Below are 18,710 nucleotides of genomic sequence, written 5' to 3' on the forward strand. Positions count from 1 at the left end.
GACTGTTTACATTTTTTTAAACCCTTTCCGCATAAATTCTCCTCTTTATAACTACAGTCTAATTGACGAAATCTAATTGGAAATTTGTCTATGCGATATGATTCATCAACGTACACAGATTTGACAGACGAAGAGCTCATTCAGCGCGTGCAAGACGGTGATGAGGCGGCATTTGCGCAGCTCGCAGCCCGCCACAGTTCCAGAATTTGGCAACTGGTTGTTTTTAACTCCCGTCAGATCCGCGATGCTGAAGAGATCTTTCAAGACGTTTGGGTTGCAGTCTGGGAAAACATCGGCGGTTTACGCGAAATCAGCAGTTTCGGTGCTTGGCTCCGAAAGATAGCCTGGACGACTTGCAGAAGGTACTACGCCGCCAAGTCGCACACCAGAAGCGAAATTCTTCAGAGTGCAGAGCAACTCGCTGAGACGATTGATCGGGATGTGCTTGCCCGTTTCCGGGAGACGGAACTTCGCGCGGCTGTAACAGAAGCCGTACACCACCTCCCAGAGCGTGTCCGCGCGATTGCGGTGTTATACTACTTAGAGTTGTGGACTGTCAACGAGATTGCAGAGGAACTTGGTTTGGCGGCGGGTACCGTCAAAACAAGACTCAGCCAAATTCGGACGCTCCTGCGTGAGGAATTTGGCGTTGAGGAAGTTAAGAGGGGAACAACTATGACGTATGAAAAAGAAGTCGCAAAGCCGTCAGGGTACAAAATTAAGATTTTCGGTGTCGGCGACGCGGGTGGGAACATCATCAAACGGATGATGGCAGCTGATTGGAAAGAAGTGGAATTTTATGCTGTGAATACAGACTTGGAAGCACTTCGCACGTGTGAAGGTGCGATGCAGATACAGATCGGGACTGACACGACGCAAGGGTTTAGCGCAGATGCGAATCCAGAGATAGGTAGAAGTGCAGCTGAGGAAAATCTGGGGACACTTGACGCTGTGCTTGCAGGCGCGCGTCTACTTTTCGTTGTAGCAGGCATGGGTGGCGGAACGGGGACAGGTGCCGCGCCTATGATCGCATCCCTTGCACGAGAGCATGGTGCCTTAACAATAGGTGTTGTAACGCGTCCGTTTGATTTTGAAGGACAACGCCGCGCCGAACAAGCAGAATACGGTCTTCAGGAACTACGAGAGAGCACCGATGCCGTTATTGTGGTGCCCAACCAGAGACTCATGGATACTGTAGAGGCAGATCTCCCAACGAGCGAAGCGTTCCGCATGAGTAATGAGACTGTGCTACGCGGTGTTAAAAGTGTCGCCGATATTATTGTGGAGTCAGGCGAAATTAACGTTGACTTCGCCGATGTAGAGAGCGTCATGCAGAATGCTGGTACGGTGTTGATGGGTATAGGAAAAGCAAACGGTGAAAATCGGGCGCGGATCGCTGCGGAAAACGCCGTTGCTTCTCCTCTCTTGGATGGTGGAAAATTGGGAGATGCCCCTGGGATGATTGTCAACATCAGCGCGCCACAAGATTTCATGATGCATGAATTGGATGCAGCGATGACGGTAATCAAAGATACTGCACCCGAAGCACAGATTATCTTTGGATTGGTCTACAGGGACGATGAGCCTGAGACTGAGACTGAAGATACAGTTGATGTCACTGTCCTGGCAACAGGAATTGAGACGCAAAGCGAACCTACCACGCCGTTCTCCACTCGGCAGGATGGCACCTCTCCTGAAGGGGGTACTTATATTCCTTCCAAAACCGGTTCCGAATTTGTTCATCTCCATAACCATAGCGAATATAGTATGCTTGATGGCGCGTGCCGTATTCCAGATATGGTGGATTGGGCAGTTGAAAATAGTGTCCCTGCCGTTGCACTTACAGACCACGGGAACATGTTCGGCGCATGGGAACTCTACAACAAGGCAACAGAAGCAGGGGTCAAACCGATCATCGGTTGTGAAGTGTATGTCGCGCAAGGGAGTCGAAAGACACGTGTGCAAGAACCGGGCGGTCCCTACCATCTCACGCTGCTTGCCGAGGATGCAACCGGCTACCAAAACCTCTTAGAACTGGTATCGCTTGGATACACGGAGGGATTCAATCGTAAGCCGCGTATTGACATGGAAATCTTGCGTGAACACCGGGATGGCATCATCGCACTGACCGGGTGTATCCAAGGACAGGTGCCACAACTCCTCTGTTCAAATCGACGCGACGAAGCGATTCAAAGTTTCAAAATGCTGATGGAGATAATGGGTGAACGAAACCTCTACGTTGAGATACAGAATCACTACATCGACAAGGAACTGGAGGCATATCCGGTGATGGTGCAGCTGGCGAAAGAGTTCAATCTGCCGCTCGTCGGTACGAATGATTGCCACTATCTCCGCAAGTCCGACCACGAAATGCACGACGTGCTTCTTTGTATCCAGATGCGGAAGACTGTCAACGACCAAGAGCGTCCGCGGTTTGACAACCACTTCTACTTTAAAAGTGTTGACGAAATGCGGGAAGCACTTAAGGATTATCCACCGGAGGCTATCAGTAATACACTTGAAATTGCGAATCGGTGCAATCTTCAACTTGACTACCGACAAGACGCAATGCCGAAATATGAGATCCCCGAAGGGCAGACACACGACAGTTATCTGAGAGAACTATGTTACCAAGGCTTAGGAAAAAAATATGGTGAACTCTCCGAACCGATCCGACAACGGATTGATTATGAATTGGATATCATCAAACAGTCAGGGTACGCCAACTATTTTCTTATTGTGGCGGATTACGTCAACTATGCCCACAAACAAGGGTACCCACTTTCTGCACGCGGTTCCGCCGCCAGTAGTCTCGTGCTGTATGCCCTTGATGTGATCGGTTTCAATCCGATGGATTACGGTTGTCTGTTTGAACGGTTTTTAAACCTTGAACGTCTCAATCCTCCGGATATTGATATTGATTTCGCTGACCGCGCTCGTGAACCTGTGATTGAATACTTGGCGAAAAAATACGGAGCGGATTCTGTCGGCAAAGTTGCGACCTTTGCGACCTTAGGTGCGAAAGCTTCTATTAAGGATGTCGGGCGGGCACTTGAGGTGCCTCTCGAAAAAGTCGAACAGTTGACGCGGCTAATTCCGCCTTTTCCCGGAATCACGCTTGATGAGGTCTTGGAACGGGTGCCCGAATTTCAGACACTCGCCGAACTCCCGGAAAATAAGGAGTTGATTGAGATTAGCAAGGCGGTGGAGGGTATGAAACGGCACGTTTCGTGTCATGCCTCCGCGATTGTCGTCACAGAGGGACCGTTGACAAACTACGTCCCATTGTTCAAGGATATACACGACCAGGTCGCATCGCAGTTTGAAGGTAAAATTGTTGAAGATGTCGGGATCATCAAATTTGATTCCCTCGGCTTACGGAGTCTTACTGAGACACACGACTGCCTTCAAATGATTAAGGCAAACCACGGCATTGAGATCAAGTTAGCGGAAATTCCATTTGACGATGAACAAACGTATTCGCTAATCGGCAACGGACTCATCGCTGGTTTGTTCCAGTTGGAAGGGTCCTCTGGTATGTATCGGGTTGTTACCGAACTCAAACCGGATAACTTTGAGGAGTTCTCCGCGATTCCCGCCCTTTATCGTCCGGGTCCGATAGAAAACGGGGACATGCAACGGTACATAGATCGAAAAAATGGAGTGCAGCCCGTGGCGTATATGCACCCCTCGTTTGAAGGCGCACTCGAAAGCACGTACGGTGTATGCATCTATCAGGAGCAGGTGATGCAAATCGCACACGATATAGCAGGCTTTACGCTCGCTGAAGCGGATATACTTCGCGCCGCGATGGGTAAGCAGAACGAGACGTTGCTTACGACACAACGTGAGAAGTTCGTTGAAGGGGCAGTCAAAAAAGGGTTCGCTAAAGAGGAAGCAGCGGAGATATTTGAGATGCTTGAACCTATTGGTCGCTATGTCTTCAACAAATCGCACACTGTCGCGTATTCTATGTTGGCGTACCGTATGGCATACCTGAAAGCCCACTATCCACACGAATTCATGGCAGCAAAGATGACCGGGGAGGCAGGCGATTCAACAAAAATTGCCCACTACCGTGAGGAATGTGAGAAACTCTCTGAATTCTTGGGTGTAACAATTATCTTGCCAGATTCCGCGCCTCTTTGAACTTCTCTTTCGCGAACTGTCCCCATTCCTTGATTTTTTCGTTACGCACTGTCGGGTCTTTCCAAGCATCCTTTGCGAGTTCCATTGCCTCTGCTTCGGTTATCGGCATCTTCGTTAAAGCTGCAATCGCTGCTTCCCGTTTTGCAGGGTCTTTACACTTCTGAATCGCCTTCCACGCGTTGACGAGATCCTTATGCGAATCGATAATCAGGATGCCGAAGAGATCGTTAACAATATTCCACCGGGTGCCGCCCTTCTTAGAGTCATATTGAAAAGGTGTACCTTCCATAGCAAACGGGTTCGGGACAATACATCTTTCTCCCAATTTATCGTAGAGTGCTGGAAGTACGCTGGCACGGTTCAAGCCACCCTTCCATTCAGGACCCTCTGGGTCGGTGGTTTTATTAAGCACTGAGCGTTTCTCTGGGTTGTCCTCTGCTTTGTCAAGTTGGGCTTTGGTGGGTTTGTTGCGAAGCATCCAGAGTTTCTGTGCGTCTTCCGATAAGACAAATTCAAGGAATTTCTCCGCAACGGGTAAATTGGGAGCACCTTTGAGGATCGCAATCGGATCAGCCGTGACCACCGCGCCATCGGCGGGTACTACGTATTTAATCTTATCTGCCCCGACAACCGCAATTTGGCCGTACGCATAAAAATCAATTGCAAGTCCGTAAATGACTTGGCCAGCAACGACATCTGTCGGAATAGCGTTGGCACCCGCCGAGAAACCGCGCACATTACCGCCAAGCTTCGTCAAAAGTGCAAACCCATCTTCCCATCCCAGGGTTTGAAGAATGATTTCATAGACCATGTGTGCGGAACCGCTCTCTCTCGGATCCGCTGCGCCAATTTTACCGAGCAATTCCAAATTCCCCAGATCTTCCCATGCCGTGGCTTTCGGGAGTTTCAACAGTTCACGAAGTTCTTCGTTGTACATGATACCGAAACTTGATAACGCTGCACCATACCACTGATATTCAGTATCATAGAGTGGAATCCCTTGGAACGATTGCGTCATCTGTTCAAGTTGCGGTCCGGGCAGTTTGTAAGCATGCAGCCATCCCATATTTGACAGGCGGAGGTAGTTGTCAGTGCCGCCGCCAAAAAAGATATCGATACCGATGCCATCGGGCACGCGCTTAAATTCCGATTCAATAAACCGATAGTTAGAAGAGGTGCCACCGACATCTCGCCAATCGGTTTTGACGGTCCTGCCTGTCTGTTCCTCATACCATTTCTCGAAATTTTTGCCAAATTCTGTTTCAATACCCTCTGGGTGCGGGGAGATAATGATGAGTTCGTCTTGCGCGAATGAGAGCACCGGTAGTGCTAAAAGACAGAATATTATCGTCAGGGCCAGGGGTTTAAAGTCGGACATTTTTTCATACTCCTTTTCCGATATGTTCAGTAATACGCAGTTAACCTTGATTCATAGGCAGTTACGGTGAGAGCGTTGGTTCTTGATTAAAGATAAACAGGATTGGGTTCCGCCACCTTTCTTTTTCGATATCATAAATGCCGTAGTGGAGGTGAGCCCCCGTGCTGCGGCCAGTATTTCCGACGTAGCCAATAATCTGACCACGTACCACTTCTTGATTAACTTTGAGACCCTCTGCATAGCCTTGCAAATGCGCGTACAAAGTTTTATACCCGGATGTTTCATGGATGATCTCAATTGTATTTCCCAAATAGCCCTTCTCGCCAACCTGTACAACTGTGCCATCGGCGGCAGCGATCACAGGAACGCCGGCGCGGGTTTTAATATCCAACCCTTGATGAAATTCACGGTTTTTCGTTAACGGGTGGTTCCGCCATCCGAAGTGGGAAGAATACCAAAAGGCGTGTTGCTCCCCGTTTTCTTGTTGGAATTTCACTGGGAGAATCAAAGGATATCCGAAAAGTTGTTTTTGATAGGCGTTGATATAGTTATAGAGAGCCTGCAACTCCTCTTTCAGAATACTGGGTGTCAGTTTCTGGGGCTCGTGGGTATCAGGTGTGGCATCAGTGAGCGCGGATATATCCATCTGTTGAGGCTCGGATTCTCCTGCGGACGAAGTCGCATTCATCTCGCCCCCTTGCCCAAGTATCCCTAAAACCTCTCGGATCTTTTCTGCCATCTGGCGAATCTCGTTCATTTCCTTGTTAACGGCAGCAAGTTCCGATTCAACTTCGTGTTTTGCCTGTGTTAATTGTTGAATTTCTTTATCCATGCGCGTCTGTAATTCGTTTGCAGCACTGACGCTCTGCCGTTTGTGGAAGAGGCCGTAGCTGAAGCCGCCAATTGCCGCAGAGAATAGACCAAGGATAACGCAGGATAGCAGCAATAGAAGCCCTCGACCGATCACGTGCTGGCGGACAGAATTTTTATGAGATGACATGATAATAAGTGTATACATTCAACAGATCCTCCTTTCCAATAAAACTGGTGCAAAACATCAACATTTGCTTACAAGAATTGGAGACTTATGGCTGCCTAATTCACCCAACAAGAACGCACCGTTTACAAGTGCGAAACGATCGCTGGCATTTTCCAGATGAGGATGATGATGGCACCAAGCAGGATGAGATACCACACGATCAACATTCGGACGCGGGTTCTCTTGAAAATGTGACGACGCGGACGTTTCAATTGACTCACTTAACCTTTTTTAGGTTTTTCTCGTAGCCCGAATTTGGGAGATCCCGTACTTGAAAGCTGCCTCTATATTAAATTCAACATCTTCATAGACAACCTTCTCACCTTTTTGTGGTAAGTGGCCGAGCAACATCAGGACAAAGCCACCAATCGTATCACACTGATCTGTGGGGATTCGGATGTCTAAGACTTTATTAACATCAGTAATTAACATGCGTGCATCGATCCGCCAGTCGCTTGCTCCAAGTTTTTCGATGTGAGGTGTCGTCCGTTTGCGATTAGCTGCGACCTTGCCTATAAGCCGCTCTAAAATATCTATCAATTCTACGATCCCGACACAACTGCCGTGCTCGTTAACCACAATCGCGATCGGTATCTCAGATTGCCGCAGATCACTCAATAAATCCGTAGCAGACTTCAGGGCAGGGACATAATTCACATCGCGCACGAATGACGATAAATCGTTCTCGGGGTGCTCGCTTGCGAGTACCTCCATTGCATCAACGACTCCGAGTAATTGGTCGACGCGTGCATTATAAACAGGGATGTAATGATAGTTGGAAGCGCGGCAGAGTGTGAGAACTTCAGAGGAGGATGACCCGACTATCAGCACGGCTGCTTCTGATAATGGCAACATTACTTCTTGTGCTGTCAGCGTTTGCAACTCAAAAATTGTGCTGAGTAATTGAGCTTCGGAGTCCGAAAATGCCTCAATATTTTCCAGCAGTAACTGGACGAGTTGTTCGCGAGATGGGGTCGCCTGCCGTCCGGATTTCCCAAACCCCCCCTTTTTGCGGGACTTTGCTGCCTGTCTATTATGTGCAACAAGCGGCTTAGGCGTAACTAACTCCATTTCCCCCATGTCCGGCTTTCTAACGACAGGCATGGGACCCTCTTTTTCTTCCGGAGGGTTTTTGGTAGTCTCGTTCATAGTTCATATCCCTAAAATCCAGAATGTTGTGAATACCTGAGTAACTTGGGTTATATCAGGACATAATTAACAAAATTTTTTTTTTTTGTTATGTCGTGGCGTAGCAAATTATACTCAAATTCAATTTTTAACGCAACTCAAATCTGATTTCAGTAGAAAATTCTATGGATTTACAAATGGCAACTTGGGTTAAGATCTACCATCAGTCTGGGCAACGAGCGTCAGTTCCGTTTGACCACCGAGGCCCGCAACGACAGGAAACGTTTTTTCACCGGGTTTCCCGTCTCTCGGGACATACCTGACTTGCGGCGAGAAGTAGGCATACAAGGCTGTATTCCGAGAACGCGGTGTGGTATTAGGACCCGAACCGTGCACCATCAGGCTATGGAAAAACAGAGCACTCCCCGCCGAAAGCGGCACATCCATCTGTTGCTCTGCCACCTCTTTCCGATCAGTGAGTTCTGCACCCTGCTGACGGGCAATGTCTCCCCAGGATTGCATGCCCCACAGATGGCTTTTCGGAATCACCTTGAAGCAACCGTTCTCCGGCGTAGCGTCGTTGAGCGCGATGCTCACGGTAACAAGGTTCGGCGGCTCCATCGGCCAATATGCCGAGTCTTGATGTAAGCCATGTGAGGAACCGTGGAACGCAGGTTTGAACATCAGCGTGCTTCTAAAAAGCAATAGATCCTCGGATTCGGTGAGTTCTTGGACGACTGAGATGAGTTTCGGATGCTGTGCGAGGTTCCGAAATACTTCGGAATACTGCCGTGTATTTTCTGCTTTCCGTAACACCGGTAGGTTGCTTCCTTGGGTCTCGTCTTTTGCGAAGGGTTCGCGTTGTACGTGGCGGCGGGCAACCGCTGCTCGTTCTTTTTCTATATCGGATTCCTGCTCCGCTGCGAACTGGTGCAACTTGTGGATCTCTACTTGGCATGCCTCAACCTCTTCTGCCGACAGTAGATTTTCAACGATAAGATAACCTTCCTTTTCAAAAAACGCCTTTTTCTCGAGTTTCATTGTAAAAACTCCTATCAATTAACCAGAAATCCATTTTGCCATCGGCAAAAATGGGCGGAGGCTCCATAGTTAAAAAAACCGTGTTAGCCTCCAATCAATTGTTTAACTTCCCAGATGATGCTTGAAATCGCGAACCCGACGTAGACACATGAAGCGATCAGCATCATGACGGTAGAGAGCCGTTTCGGTTTGGCGAAATCAGGCAGAAAGCGGTAGTTCATGTAAAGTGTAAGCGGGACATAAATCGCCATAGCGAACCCGCCCATGTATGCCGCATTAAAGAGAAATCCTAATTCACTGACGTTTAATTGCTCCATTACAAAAGTGATTACACAGCCCCCGACGATCCAGATACCTGCGGTGAGAAGATACCACCAGCTCAAATCCCGCTTTTGCGCGCCTCGGAAGTTGGTATAGATAATGTCGGAAATCGAGCGCGATACGCCGTCAACCAACGCGAGTTGCGTCCCGAAAAGCGTCGCTACACCGACCAATAAGAAAATCTTCTGTCCCGCCGCGCCCCAGATTTCCCCTAATATCTGTGCTTCATCGTAAATAAGTTTGCCTTGCTCAGGAACAATCCCTTGCGGGTGTAAAACCGCGAGTGCCCCAAAAATAAAGAGCAGAATCGTGAGTGTGTTGAGTGCCCAGAAGAAAAGTATCTGGTCCTTTTTCACATATTGCCACCATGCCGTGAAGCGTTTTCGATTTTCCTCTGTCACTTCAAAAATGAACCCCGTTGCAGGCACTTTCTCGGTTCTGCCGCGCAGCGGGTTCTGTAGCCCCGGCAGCTGCGCTCCCATACCGATATTCTTGTCGCGTAGATAGAAGGTGTAGAAGAGGTTCGCCGTCCCGCCAGCCCCGGCGAAGACTAATGCACTGAAAAAGGTTTTCACCGGCATGCCGGGGTCTTTGTAACCAACGTTTATCAAGCCCGCGCCGACTTCCTTCCATGTATCCATAGAACCGACAGCGATAGCAACCAGGATTAATCCAGTCGTTACGATGGCAACAAGCAGTTCAACCGTCCGTTCTACAGAATTGTAAATCATCTTCGGTCCGAAGAGGATCAGCGCGACCCCTGCAAATGTCACTATGGTCCAGAAGGTATCAGAGCCCGCACCGCCGGGTCCAAGCACAAGTGCTTTGAGCGCGAGGCCTGATGTGCGTGCCCATCCGGGTGCTATCCACCCGACTACAGTTAGCAGAATGAACAACGGGGCGAACCCTCGCCAGATACGACTGTAACCTGTATATACCGTCTCGCCTGTTGCGATTGTCCAGCGGCCTACCTCAAAGTTAATCCAAAGTTGGAGGAATACCCCGAGCACTGCCGCCCAAATCATGCTCCCACCGTACTCTGCGGCAATGAGGGGCCAAATCACACTCTCACCTGCACCAATAGATAAACCGACCAAGATTGCCCCAGGCCCCGCAATTTTCCAAAACGGTAGCTGCTTTTCGGGTAACTCAACGACCTTAAAATCGTCAAGCGGTTGATAAAGTCTTGCCATTAGGTTTCCCTCCGGTGCATGAGGTTTAATCTTTGATTACTGCTTCGTGTAACACTTCAACCGGGTGTCTCGGTTGCACACCCGTCCCGTGTTCAAGTTGGTGTCTGCAAGAGAACCCGGCGGCACTAAGCGCGAAACTACCCGGCGGCTTTTCACGGACGGCATCAAAAAGCCGTAATTCACCTATCTTCATAGAGAGATCATAATGTGCCTTCTCATATCCAAACGCGCCAGCCATACCACAACAGCTTGAGTCGATCACTGTGACGTTGTATTCTGCGGGTAGGTTTAGCATCTGGACAGTTGGTTGGATACCGACAAGTGCGCGCTGATGGCAATGTCCATGCAGTAATACGTCACGGGGTTCTGCCGAAAATTCCAACGGCAATTCGTCCTTTTCAGCCAGCTGCGCAAAAAATTCCTCAAACGAACAAGTTGCCTGAGCGACACGTTTTGCATCCTGTGTGCCGATCAACTCAACGTAATCATCGGTAATGGCAGAAGTGCAACTCGGCTCGCATCCAATAATCGGGATTCCTTCGTCAGCATAACCTCGAAGCGCGTCAATATTGTAAGTCGCATTCTCAACTGCTCGGTCAAGCATCCCCTCTGAGATAAGTGGCCGACCGCAGCACCGTTTTTCAGGTAGCAGTACCTCAAATCCGCATGCTTCCAGCAACTCCGCCGCGGCCTTACCGATAGAAGGTTCGCTGTAATTCATAAAGGTGTCGGGAAAGAGTACAACTTTTTTATCCGATGTCTGTTTGGCACCACGCTTTCGGAACCACTGTTCGTAGGTAGGACGCACAAAGGTAGGCATATCCCGTCGTCGGTCAACGCCAATTAATTTTTCGGCGATCCATTTTGAAATCCCGTTGTTGACTGCCCAATTGGAGAACGGAGAAAACATCGAGCCGAGCGGCGCGAGCGCACCGATCTCACCAAACAGCCGCCGATGCAAGGGCAAACCGTTTGCTTTGTGGTAGTGTGCCATGACCTCGTATTTAATCTTCGCCATGTCTACATTAGACGGACACTCCGCTTTGCATGCTTTGCAGCCGAGACATAAATCGAGTACCTCTTGTAGCCGTTCATTCGTGAATTCTGTGTGTGGCAACGCTCCCGAAATGATGGAGCGCAGCGCATTCGCACGCCCACGTGTCGAGTGCTCTTCTTCACGCGTCGCAATAAAAGAGGGACACATGGTGCCAGTCAGCGTTTTTCTGCATGCGCCGACACCGTTGCACATCTCAATTGCTCTGCCAAATCCGTCTTGACTGGAGAAATCGAAATAGGTATCAATTTTAATAGTGTTGTAATCTGCACCGAAACGCAGATTTTCTGTCATCGGCGGTGCATCGACAATTTTGCCCGGATTCATAATACCGTTCGGGTCGAACGCGCTTTTTACCTCAGTGAGTGCCTGATATATCTGTGGACCGAACATGCTTTCTATCCACTCACTCCGGACGAGTCCATCGCCGTGTTCTCCACTCATAGCACCGTCCAATTCCATGAGTAGGTCTCGAACTTCACGAGCGATGTCGTGCATCTTCTGAATGTCAGTTTCGGATTTGAGGTTGACGATAGGGCGGTTGTGCAACAACCCAACGCTTGCATGGGCATAGTAGGCGGCGGTGGTGTCGTGTGCCGTGACAATTTCATCGAATCGGCGAACATATTCTGGCAAGTGCTCTATGGGCACGGCTGCATCTTCAACGAAACCTACCGGTTTGGCATCGCCTTTCATTCCCATTAGCAAACCGAGTCCAGCTTTCCGGGTCTCCCAAACGCGCGATTTTTCTTCGGCGGTAAAACAGCGTACGAACGCATAACCGAAACCAGCACTTTTTAACGTTTTTTCAAGTTTCTCTAACTGTGATTCTAATTCGACTTGGGTCTCACCGTAAAATTCGACAGCAAGGAGCGCTGTTGGTTCGCCTTGTATGAAAGTGGTAAGTCGTGAAAATTCTAATGAACCTCGCGCCATATCAAGGATCGTTTTGTCTATGAGTTCTACAGCGGTCGGGTTACATTCCAAGATGGGTTGCATTGCCTCCATGGAGGCAATGAGAGATTCAAAATGGACGACACACAGCGCAGTCAGTTTGGGAATCGAAACGAGATTCACTGTCGCTTCAACGGTCGTCGCGAGTGTTCCCTCAGAACCCACGAGAATTTTCGTCAGGCTAAATGGGTGGTTTTCATCGCATCCGTCGCGCCGATAGGGTGTTACCTCTTTTGAACCGGCATCTGTAACAAACTCATCCAGATTATAGCCGGCGACACGACGCAGGATACGCGGATAACGTTTACGGATTTCTGCTGCGTTGTCCTCACAGATACGGCATAACTCGCGATAGATGTTCCGTTCTAATGTGTTGCCCTGTTTTTTAGCTTCTAATTTCTCAAGTGAAATGGGAGATGCTGTGATTTCGTCAGCGTTGGAAAGCACCAAGTCAAGCGACATGACGTGATCGATAGTTTTACCGTAGATGAGAGAGTGCGAACCTGCGGAGTTATTGCCGATAGTGCCACCAACGTTCGCGCGGCTGCTCGTGGCAACATCTGGCGCATACATCAAACCGTGCGGCTTTAACTTATGGTTCAACTCGTCTAAGACGATACCCGGCTGCACACGCGCCCAACGTTCAGCGATGTCTACCTCAAGCAGTTGATTCATGTACTTAGACATATCCAACACGATCGCCTCACCGACGCTCTGTCCAGCGAGGCTCGTACCACCACCACGAGGAAGGATGGGGACATTATGTTCTGAGGCAATTTGCACCGTTTTGATAACGTCTTGGCGGTCTTTCGGAATTACAACACCTATCGGTTGTATTTGATAAAGGCTTGCATCTGTGCTGTAGAGTGCCTTAGAATATGGATCAAAACGCACCTCACCTGCAAGTGTATCCGATAGTTGTTGTTCAAGATTTTCCCATGTGGGGGTGTTCATGTTGCTATCCAAAGTGGTCGTGTACATGACTGCTGGAAATTTCTAAAAAAAGTCTAAAAAATTTGACATTATTATCTGAATAAAGTATAATTAATCACAATGCCCCTGTGATGGAATTTGGTATACATAGCAGGTTGAGGGCCTGTGCCTTAATTGGCATGCTGGTTCGAGTCCAGTCGGGGGCATCTTTTTATTTTGTAGCCGCCCCAAGTAGTTCTTGATATACTTGATATGTCCGTTCCGCAATCGTCTCCCACGTGAAATTTTTGATACGATCAAGCCCGCGCGCAACCAGCTCGTTTCGGAGGTGTACATCGTGAGCGATTTGATATATCCTTTCCGCTAAAGCATCCGTATCCGCTTCAGGAAAAACGAGCCCTGCGTCATCAATGACGTGCGGAATTTCGCCAGAATCTGAGCCGATGACTGGGACTTTGCACGCCATTCCCTCGATAAGCACTCTACCAAAGAATTCTACCCATCCTGTTGTCGTCAGCGAAGGCAGGACAATCGTGTCCATACAATTAATATAGGCAGCGACCTCTTCAGGGGGTACTGCATCGATCCACACAATCTGTTCAGAAATACCGAGGGTTTCTGCCTTTTTTACGAACGCATCTTTATCTTCGCCTTGCCCAACGATTAAAAGTTTATAAGTGCGTGTGGTGTTATGGGTTACAAGGTGTGCTAAGGCTTGAAGAAGTGTATCTATACCCTTCATCTGGAGCAATCTACCGACATAACCGACCACAAAACAGCCGCTAAGTTCCAGTGAGTCACGTAATTGGGTGACATCCATCTTATAGAAATGGCGTACATCAACGCCATTCGGAAATGGGGTCTGTTTTCCAGTGTAGCCCCGTTCGGTTAGAATTTTGCCAGCATTTTCACTAAGCGGAAAAGCTCTATCCGTCTCTCGAAAGACGGCGCGCTCAATCCACACGGGTAATATGCCAAACCGCTGCTTCGTCGGTATGCTCAGGGACGTGCGAAAAATGAGACGGCTGTTCGGACAATACTTCCGTTTTAAACGAACCGTTTGTAGCGCGTTGAGGCTCCACGCTTCCTCCTCTAAGTGAATAATATCCGGTTGGAAGTCCCTGAAGTGAGGCTTAATGCCATGCCGGTAGTAAAAACGGCTACCATAACCGGAGAATCGGATCGGACACGGACACTCTTCACACGGCGTGTCAGGTTCCGGTTGAAAAATAATGTCTTGGAAGCTTTCATACCAACGCATTGGTGTGACAACACGTAGTGTAACATCTGGGTGTTCCGCAATGAGCGCGAACTTGCGCCGGTACGGCTTCATAATGTAAGAATGAGAGAGAACTAAGACACGCAAGGTGCTAATTATGTTGGTTTACTCAGCGTGTGCCGAGTCTGCTGAAGACGATGGTGATGTTTCGTCTGATTCATCATCCTGCGCCGTAAAAGCGATCTCATCACCTGTATCTGGTTCCTCTGTCTCATTTGAGGCAGCGAGGACATCCATTAAACCTTCAAGTCTCTCTTTGATTTCGGAACGTTCTTGAGAAGTGCCTAACCGTTCTAAGTCGAGTTCCTCCTCAAGTTCGCTATTACGGGTTTCGAGTTCTTGAATCTTTGTATCGCGTTGTAACACATCGCTATTGAGACGCGCGATTTCAGCTTCAAGCTCCAGTTTCTCTGTTCTCAACTTCTGAACAGTCGAAATCGCAAGTTCAACATGTTCTTCCAAATGCGATACTATACTTTGTTCAAATGTTTCAGACATATTGTCGTCACCTCCAAGGTCGCTTTTTAGTGTCTTTAATCCAAGTTGCTGCCTAAATCAAAATGGCACATAATTATGTCAATGTATACTAATATAACCCAAGTTGCCACCTATTTATTCTCACTGCGAAGCAATGGCACTCCTAATGAAGATTAAAAATTTAATCGGGTAATTTTCAGTTTTCTTGTCGGACCCGGTGCGGTTAGGAAACCGCACCTACCGGGCCTGGAGTAAATTACCCAATTTATTTGTTAAACCTCATACGGAGTGCGGTCGCTTAAATATGCCGTTTCTATTCTCACTGCGAAGCAATACCACCCCTACGGGGTGAAGGAAGTATCGGAAAAACCGTGTTACAATGCTCAAAATCCATTGGTAGCAACTTGGGTTAATATAATATAATTACTTTTATGCGTCAACAAGACTGGATTATATTTTATTTTCGGTTACAATGCAATAAAAATGTATAGTAAAGGCTACCGAATTTTTTGGCAAGATAGAACGGCATTAATTTCTCTACGAAAGGAGATCTTGCGATTTTCAAGCAAGACAGCCTCTTTACACCTGCAATGTTTAGATGGAAACTTGCTGATCTTTATTACCTCGTGGTGGATTCACACTGTTCCTCCACAGCGGTAACAGTTGATTCAATAAGCGACAAATGCTCGGCATCTGCCCAATTTGAACACTCATGAACGTAGTGAAAGAGATACTGCTGTGCGTATCCTACACTGTCCCCGAAATAACTGTGAGCGAATTCGCGTATTTCGCGGTGCGTCGCGCGTCGGCGAAGATAAAGCGTCTCAAAAATCCGTTTTATCCAGACATCAATCGGTAATGCCGCGAGGTGCCCAAGCGAAAACAGACAGATACAGTCGGCGACCTTTTCGCCGATGCCGTTTCGACGCATTAATGCTTGCTTCGCTTCAAAATATGACATCTGTTTCATCGTTGTGAGCGGGAGTTCACCATTAACGACTGCTTCTGCAGTATCCCGAAGGTAATTGGCTCGATAGCCAGTGCCACAGGCAAGAAGTTCCTCGTTTGTTGCTATTGCGAGTGCCTCCGGACTCGGAAAACTGTAATCCTCATATCCAGCAAGTGTTAAATGTTCACCGAAACGTTCGGACAGCCGACGGATGATGCCACGAATCCGAGAGACATTATTGTTCTGCGATAAAATGAACGATGCCACTGTTTCCCAGAGTTCTTGGTTCAGAATCCGCATTCCCCAAAGTTTCTGAATCGCCCGATGCATATAGGCATCGTTGTTAACTTCAGCAAGAATTTTGGGTACATCGCGCCCAATGTCAAGATAGTGGCGGAGATATGACACGAAACGGGTCTCATCTTCGTCGGTAGAACTTTGAACACACAAAGTTGTTCCTTTTTGGGTGATTTTGAGGATACGTCCTTCTACAACGCCGTAGTAGGCATTATCTATTCGGTTCCATCGAAATGATTGTCCCGATTCTAAGGTGTATTTCAGACTGAAATCTGTTGCGTTCTGAATCTGCATCGTGCGTTTTGTTGAATTTTAATGAAAGTTTGTAGGCAATACCCTTGATGTTACCTATTATAAGTATATAGTAAATTCCGAAAATTAGCAAATTTTTATTGTATGACGTAGGTTCTACTCTCCAAAGGTGGGTTCTATAATTTGACATTCACCTCATTTGCGCGTATAATATATTAACACCTCTTGATAAATAATATGAGTATCTGTTAGCAGAGTCAAACAGGAGATACCTTTAAAACATGATTATCTTTCTACGCGAAAAATTTATTGCGCAACTCTTTATGTGGGTAATCGCCATTGTGTTTTTGGTTGGGACAGTTTTCCTCTATAGCAACACGCGCGGCGGAGATGGAAACCCTGAGGGGGAAGTTGTTCTCAAAATCAATAATGCAGAGGTCAAACGTGGAGAATTTGAAAGTGCTGTTGCCAACGCCATGGAATCTCAAAGGCGGAACCAGCGGTTCGGTGGCGCGCCCAACAGGGAGCAGATACAAAAAGACGTAATCGATCGTTGGGTTCAACAGACTATTCTCGGAAGCGTGGATATTGGCGACGCGGAAGTAAAAAACTATATTCGAAGTGACGCAGATCGGGTTAAGCAGTACAACCTCTACCAACAGTGGGGCGTAGCAGACCTCTATACCGAAAATGTCCGTTTGGAACTCAGTACCGATGCGCTCCGAAATAGTGTTCAGGCTCTGGAATTAGTAACTGACGCTGAAGCAGAACGAGCCTACCAACTTGAAGCTGATAAAGCGAAAATCAAGTTTGTTGAATTTAAGTACAACGACTACACCTCAATAATCGAGGTTGACGACGCAGAAGCGGAAGCCTATTTTGAGAAAAATCGGGATAACTATAAAACTGGAGAACAGGTAAATGTCAAGTTTATCAAGGTGAATCCTGCGGATCTCGTTACACCTGAAGAGGTTGAGGCGTATTACGCGGAAAATCAAAATGAATTTACAACACCAGAAGCCGTTAAAGCACGCCACATTTTAAAAAAGTTCCCTGACAACGCGACAGACGAACAAAAGGCGGAAACCAAAACTGCGGCAGAAGCGTTACTCAAAACCGTCAATGCAGAACTCGCTGCTGGCGCGGATTTCGCCGAACTTGCCAAAAAGCATTCGGAGGGGCCATCGGCAGCACAAGGTGGTGCCTTAAGAGGTAGTAATCCAAAACTCCCACCGGGCGACTATTTCGCACGCGGTGATATGGTAAAACCCTTTGAAGAAGCAGCTTTTGATACGCTAAAGCCCGGAGAAGTTAGTAGTTTGGTCGAAACCAGTTACGGATATCATATCATCAAATTGGAAGAAAAAAAGGCACCAGAAATTCAACCTTTCGCCAGTGCTCAATACGAAATCCAACAGAAACTTGTTCAAGTAAGCGGCGTTGACAAGGCGAAAAAGATTGCAGAAGACCTCTTGTTTGATATAGAAATCCGAGACTATGATGAAGCACTCGCACTCGAAGAATATAAGCAACTTTCCCTCACCGCACTGGAAACAGGACTCTTCAGCCGTGATGCCACGACTATCCCACAGATTGGCGCGACATGGGGCTATCAAGGTTTAGTGGATGAACTTTTCGATATGGAAGTCAACGTAATAAAGGTGATTGAAGCAAAGAGACGAACTGGGCAGGAGGTAGACGCCTATTTTGTCGCTACCGTCCTTGATAAGAAACCTGCGGCTATTCCACCCTTTGAGGAGATAAAGACAGAGGTGATTGACGGAACAAGCAGGGTTGACGGGGTAAAAAAAGAAAAGGCGAAAGAACATGCTTTTGCGGATGCAGAAAGTTTGTTGAATCAACGCGGGGATGCTACATCTTTGGATGCTTTACTTGAAAAGTATAAAGCTCCGGAAGGTTTAGCGGCAGACCGGCTTGTCGTTCAAGAGAGCAATCCGTTCTCGCTCAGCCCAACAAGCGATTATATCGCCGGTGTAGGCAATTCCGCAGAAGTTATGTTTGCAGCGTTTCAAATGAAAGTCAATGACATCGCTGGTCCCTTCAGAGGTAGCAACGGCGTTTACATTATTCAACTCGTTGAGCGCGAAGAACCGGATGTTGAAGCGTTCAGAACGGACCCGGCGGAGAAAGCCCGGCATCGCCAAGCTCTCATCCAAGCCAAAAAGCGGGAAGTATATTTGAACTGGTTCGCCGCACGCAAAGAGGCGAGTGAACTCTGGATACATCAAGATTATCGTTAAATATT

11 protein-coding genes and 1 tRNA gene are annotated in these 18,710 nt (G+C 47.9%); 3 read left to right on the forward strand and 9 right to left on the reverse strand.

Annotation, left to right across the window (positions count from 1 at the left end; genetic code table 11):
- Positions 1 to 90 precede the first annotated feature (90 nt).
- Positions 91 to 4,149, forward strand: a complete 4,059-nt coding sequence (gene ftsZ, locus OXH00_19815; GenBank protein ID MCY3743272.1) for a cell division protein FtsZ — start codon at positions 91 to 93, stop codon at positions 4,147 to 4,149.
- Here ftsZ and OXH00_19820 read toward each other — a convergent pair.
- The 6 genes from OXH00_19820 to OXH00_19845 all read right to left on the reverse strand — a co-directional run bounded on the left by OXH00_19820 (position 4,121) and on the right by OXH00_19845 (position 13,211).
- The gene (locus OXH00_19820) at positions 4,121 to 5,527 is read right to left on the reverse strand and encodes an extracellular solute-binding protein (protein MCY3743273.1); all 1,407 of its coding nucleotides are present in this window, start codon (positions 5,525 to 5,527) and stop codon (positions 4,121 to 4,123) included. The genes ftsZ and OXH00_19820 overlap by 29 nt on opposite strands.
- A 61-nt stretch (positions 5,528 to 5,588) precedes the next feature.
- A complete protein-coding gene (locus tag OXH00_19825; protein ID MCY3743274.1) occupies positions 5,589 to 6,545 on the reverse strand; it encodes a M23 family metallopeptidase in 957 nt (318 codons plus the stop codon).
- Positions 6,546 to 6,797: 252 nt separating this feature from the next.
- On the reverse strand, positions 6,798 to 7,715 hold the full coding sequence (locus OXH00_19830; GenBank protein ID MCY3743275.1) for a CBS domain-containing protein: 918 nt from the start codon (positions 7,713 to 7,715) through the stop codon (positions 6,798 to 6,800).
- 189 nt (positions 7,716 to 7,904) lie between these two features.
- Positions 7,905 to 8,735, reverse strand: coding sequence for a phytanoyl-CoA dioxygenase family protein (locus tag OXH00_19835; GenBank protein ID MCY3743276.1), 831 nt, complete (start codon positions 8,733 to 8,735; stop codon positions 7,905 to 7,907).
- 83 nt (positions 8,736 to 8,818) lie between these two features.
- The gene (locus tag OXH00_19840; protein ID MCY3743277.1) at positions 8,819 to 10,249 is read right to left on the reverse strand and encodes an Nramp family divalent metal transporter; all 1,431 of its coding nucleotides are present in this window, start codon (positions 10,247 to 10,249) and stop codon (positions 8,819 to 8,821) included.
- A gap of 25 nt (positions 10,250 to 10,274) precedes the next feature.
- Complete coding sequence (locus OXH00_19845) at positions 10,275 to 13,211, reverse strand: FAD-binding protein (GenBank protein ID MCY3743278.1); 2,937 nt, start codon at positions 13,209 to 13,211, stop codon at positions 10,275 to 10,277.
- Positions 13,212 to 13,312: 101 nt separating this feature from the next.
- Here OXH00_19845 and OXH00_19850 point away from each other — a divergent pair.
- A tRNA-Leu gene (locus OXH00_19850) sits at positions 13,313 to 13,396 on the forward strand.
- Between the two features lie 5 nt (positions 13,397 to 13,401).
- Here OXH00_19850 and OXH00_19855 read toward each other — a convergent pair.
- The 3 genes from OXH00_19855 to OXH00_19865 all read right to left on the reverse strand — a co-directional run bounded on the left by OXH00_19855 (position 13,402) and on the right by OXH00_19865 (position 16,486).
- A complete protein-coding gene (locus OXH00_19855; protein MCY3743279.1) occupies positions 13,402 to 14,523 on the reverse strand; it encodes a glycosyltransferase family 4 protein in 1,122 nt (373 codons plus the stop codon).
- Positions 14,524 to 14,574: 51 nt separating this feature from the next.
- Positions 14,575 to 14,967: a hypothetical protein gene (locus OXH00_19860; GenBank protein ID MCY3743280.1), complete on the reverse strand. Its 393-nt coding sequence runs from the start codon at positions 14,965 to 14,967 to the stop codon at positions 14,575 to 14,577.
- A 598-nt stretch (positions 14,968 to 15,565) separates the two neighbouring features.
- Entirely contained in the window at positions 15,566 to 16,486 is a 921-nt protein-coding gene (locus tag OXH00_19865; protein ID MCY3743281.1) for a DNA glycosylase, read from the reverse strand.
- 239 nt (positions 16,487 to 16,725) lie between these two features.
- Here OXH00_19865 and OXH00_19870 point away from each other — a divergent pair, with 239 nt between their 5' ends.
- On the forward strand, positions 16,726 to 18,705 hold the full coding sequence (locus OXH00_19870) for a peptidyl-prolyl cis-trans isomerase (GenBank protein ID MCY3743282.1): 1,980 nt from the start codon (positions 16,726 to 16,728) through the stop codon (positions 18,703 to 18,705).
- Positions 18,706 to 18,710 lie beyond the last annotated feature (5 nt).

The organism is Candidatus Poribacteria bacterium, assembly GCA_026706025.1.
Classification (GTDB): domain Bacteria; phylum Poribacteria; class WGA-4E; order WGA-4E; family WGA-3G; genus WGA-3G.

Bases quoted from the DNA above. Each gene is read 5' to 3' on its own strand.
- ftsZ (MCY3743272.1), top strand. From the start codon at position 91: ATGCGATATGATTCATCAACGTACACAGATTTGACAGACGAAGAGCTC.
- OXH00_19860 (MCY3743280.1), bottom strand. From the start codon at position 14,967: ATGTCTGAAACATTTGAACAAAGTATAGTATCGCATTTGGAAGAACAT.
- OXH00_19835 (MCY3743276.1), bottom strand. From the start codon at position 8,735: ATGAAACTCGAGAAAAAGGCGTTTTTTGAAAAGGAAGGTTATCTTATC.
- OXH00_19830 (MCY3743275.1), bottom strand. From the start codon at position 7,715: ATGAACGAGACTACCAAAAACCCTCCGGAAGAAAAAGAGGGTCCCATG.
- OXH00_19855 (MCY3743279.1), bottom strand. From the start codon at position 14,523: ATGAAGCCGTACCGGCGCAAGTTCGCGCTCATTGCGGAACACCCAGAT.
- OXH00_19840 (MCY3743277.1), bottom strand. From the start codon at position 10,249: ATGGCAAGACTTTATCAACCGCTTGACGATTTTAAGGTCGTTGAGTTA.
- OXH00_19845 (MCY3743278.1), bottom strand. From the start codon at position 13,211: ATGAACACCCCCACATGGGAAAATCTTGAACAACAACTATCGGATACA.
- OXH00_19825 (MCY3743274.1), bottom strand. From the start codon at position 6,545: ATGTATACACTTATTATCATGTCATCTCATAAAAATTCTGTCCGCCAG.
- OXH00_19870 (MCY3743282.1), top strand. From the start codon at position 16,726: ATGATTATCTTTCTACGCGAAAAATTTATTGCGCAACTCTTTATGTGG.
- OXH00_19865 (MCY3743281.1), bottom strand. From the start codon at position 16,486: ATGCAGATTCAGAACGCAACAGATTTCAGTCTGAAATACACCTTAGAA.
- OXH00_19820 (MCY3743273.1), bottom strand. From the start codon at position 5,527: ATGTCCGACTTTAAACCCCTGGCCCTGACGATAATATTCTGTCTTTTA.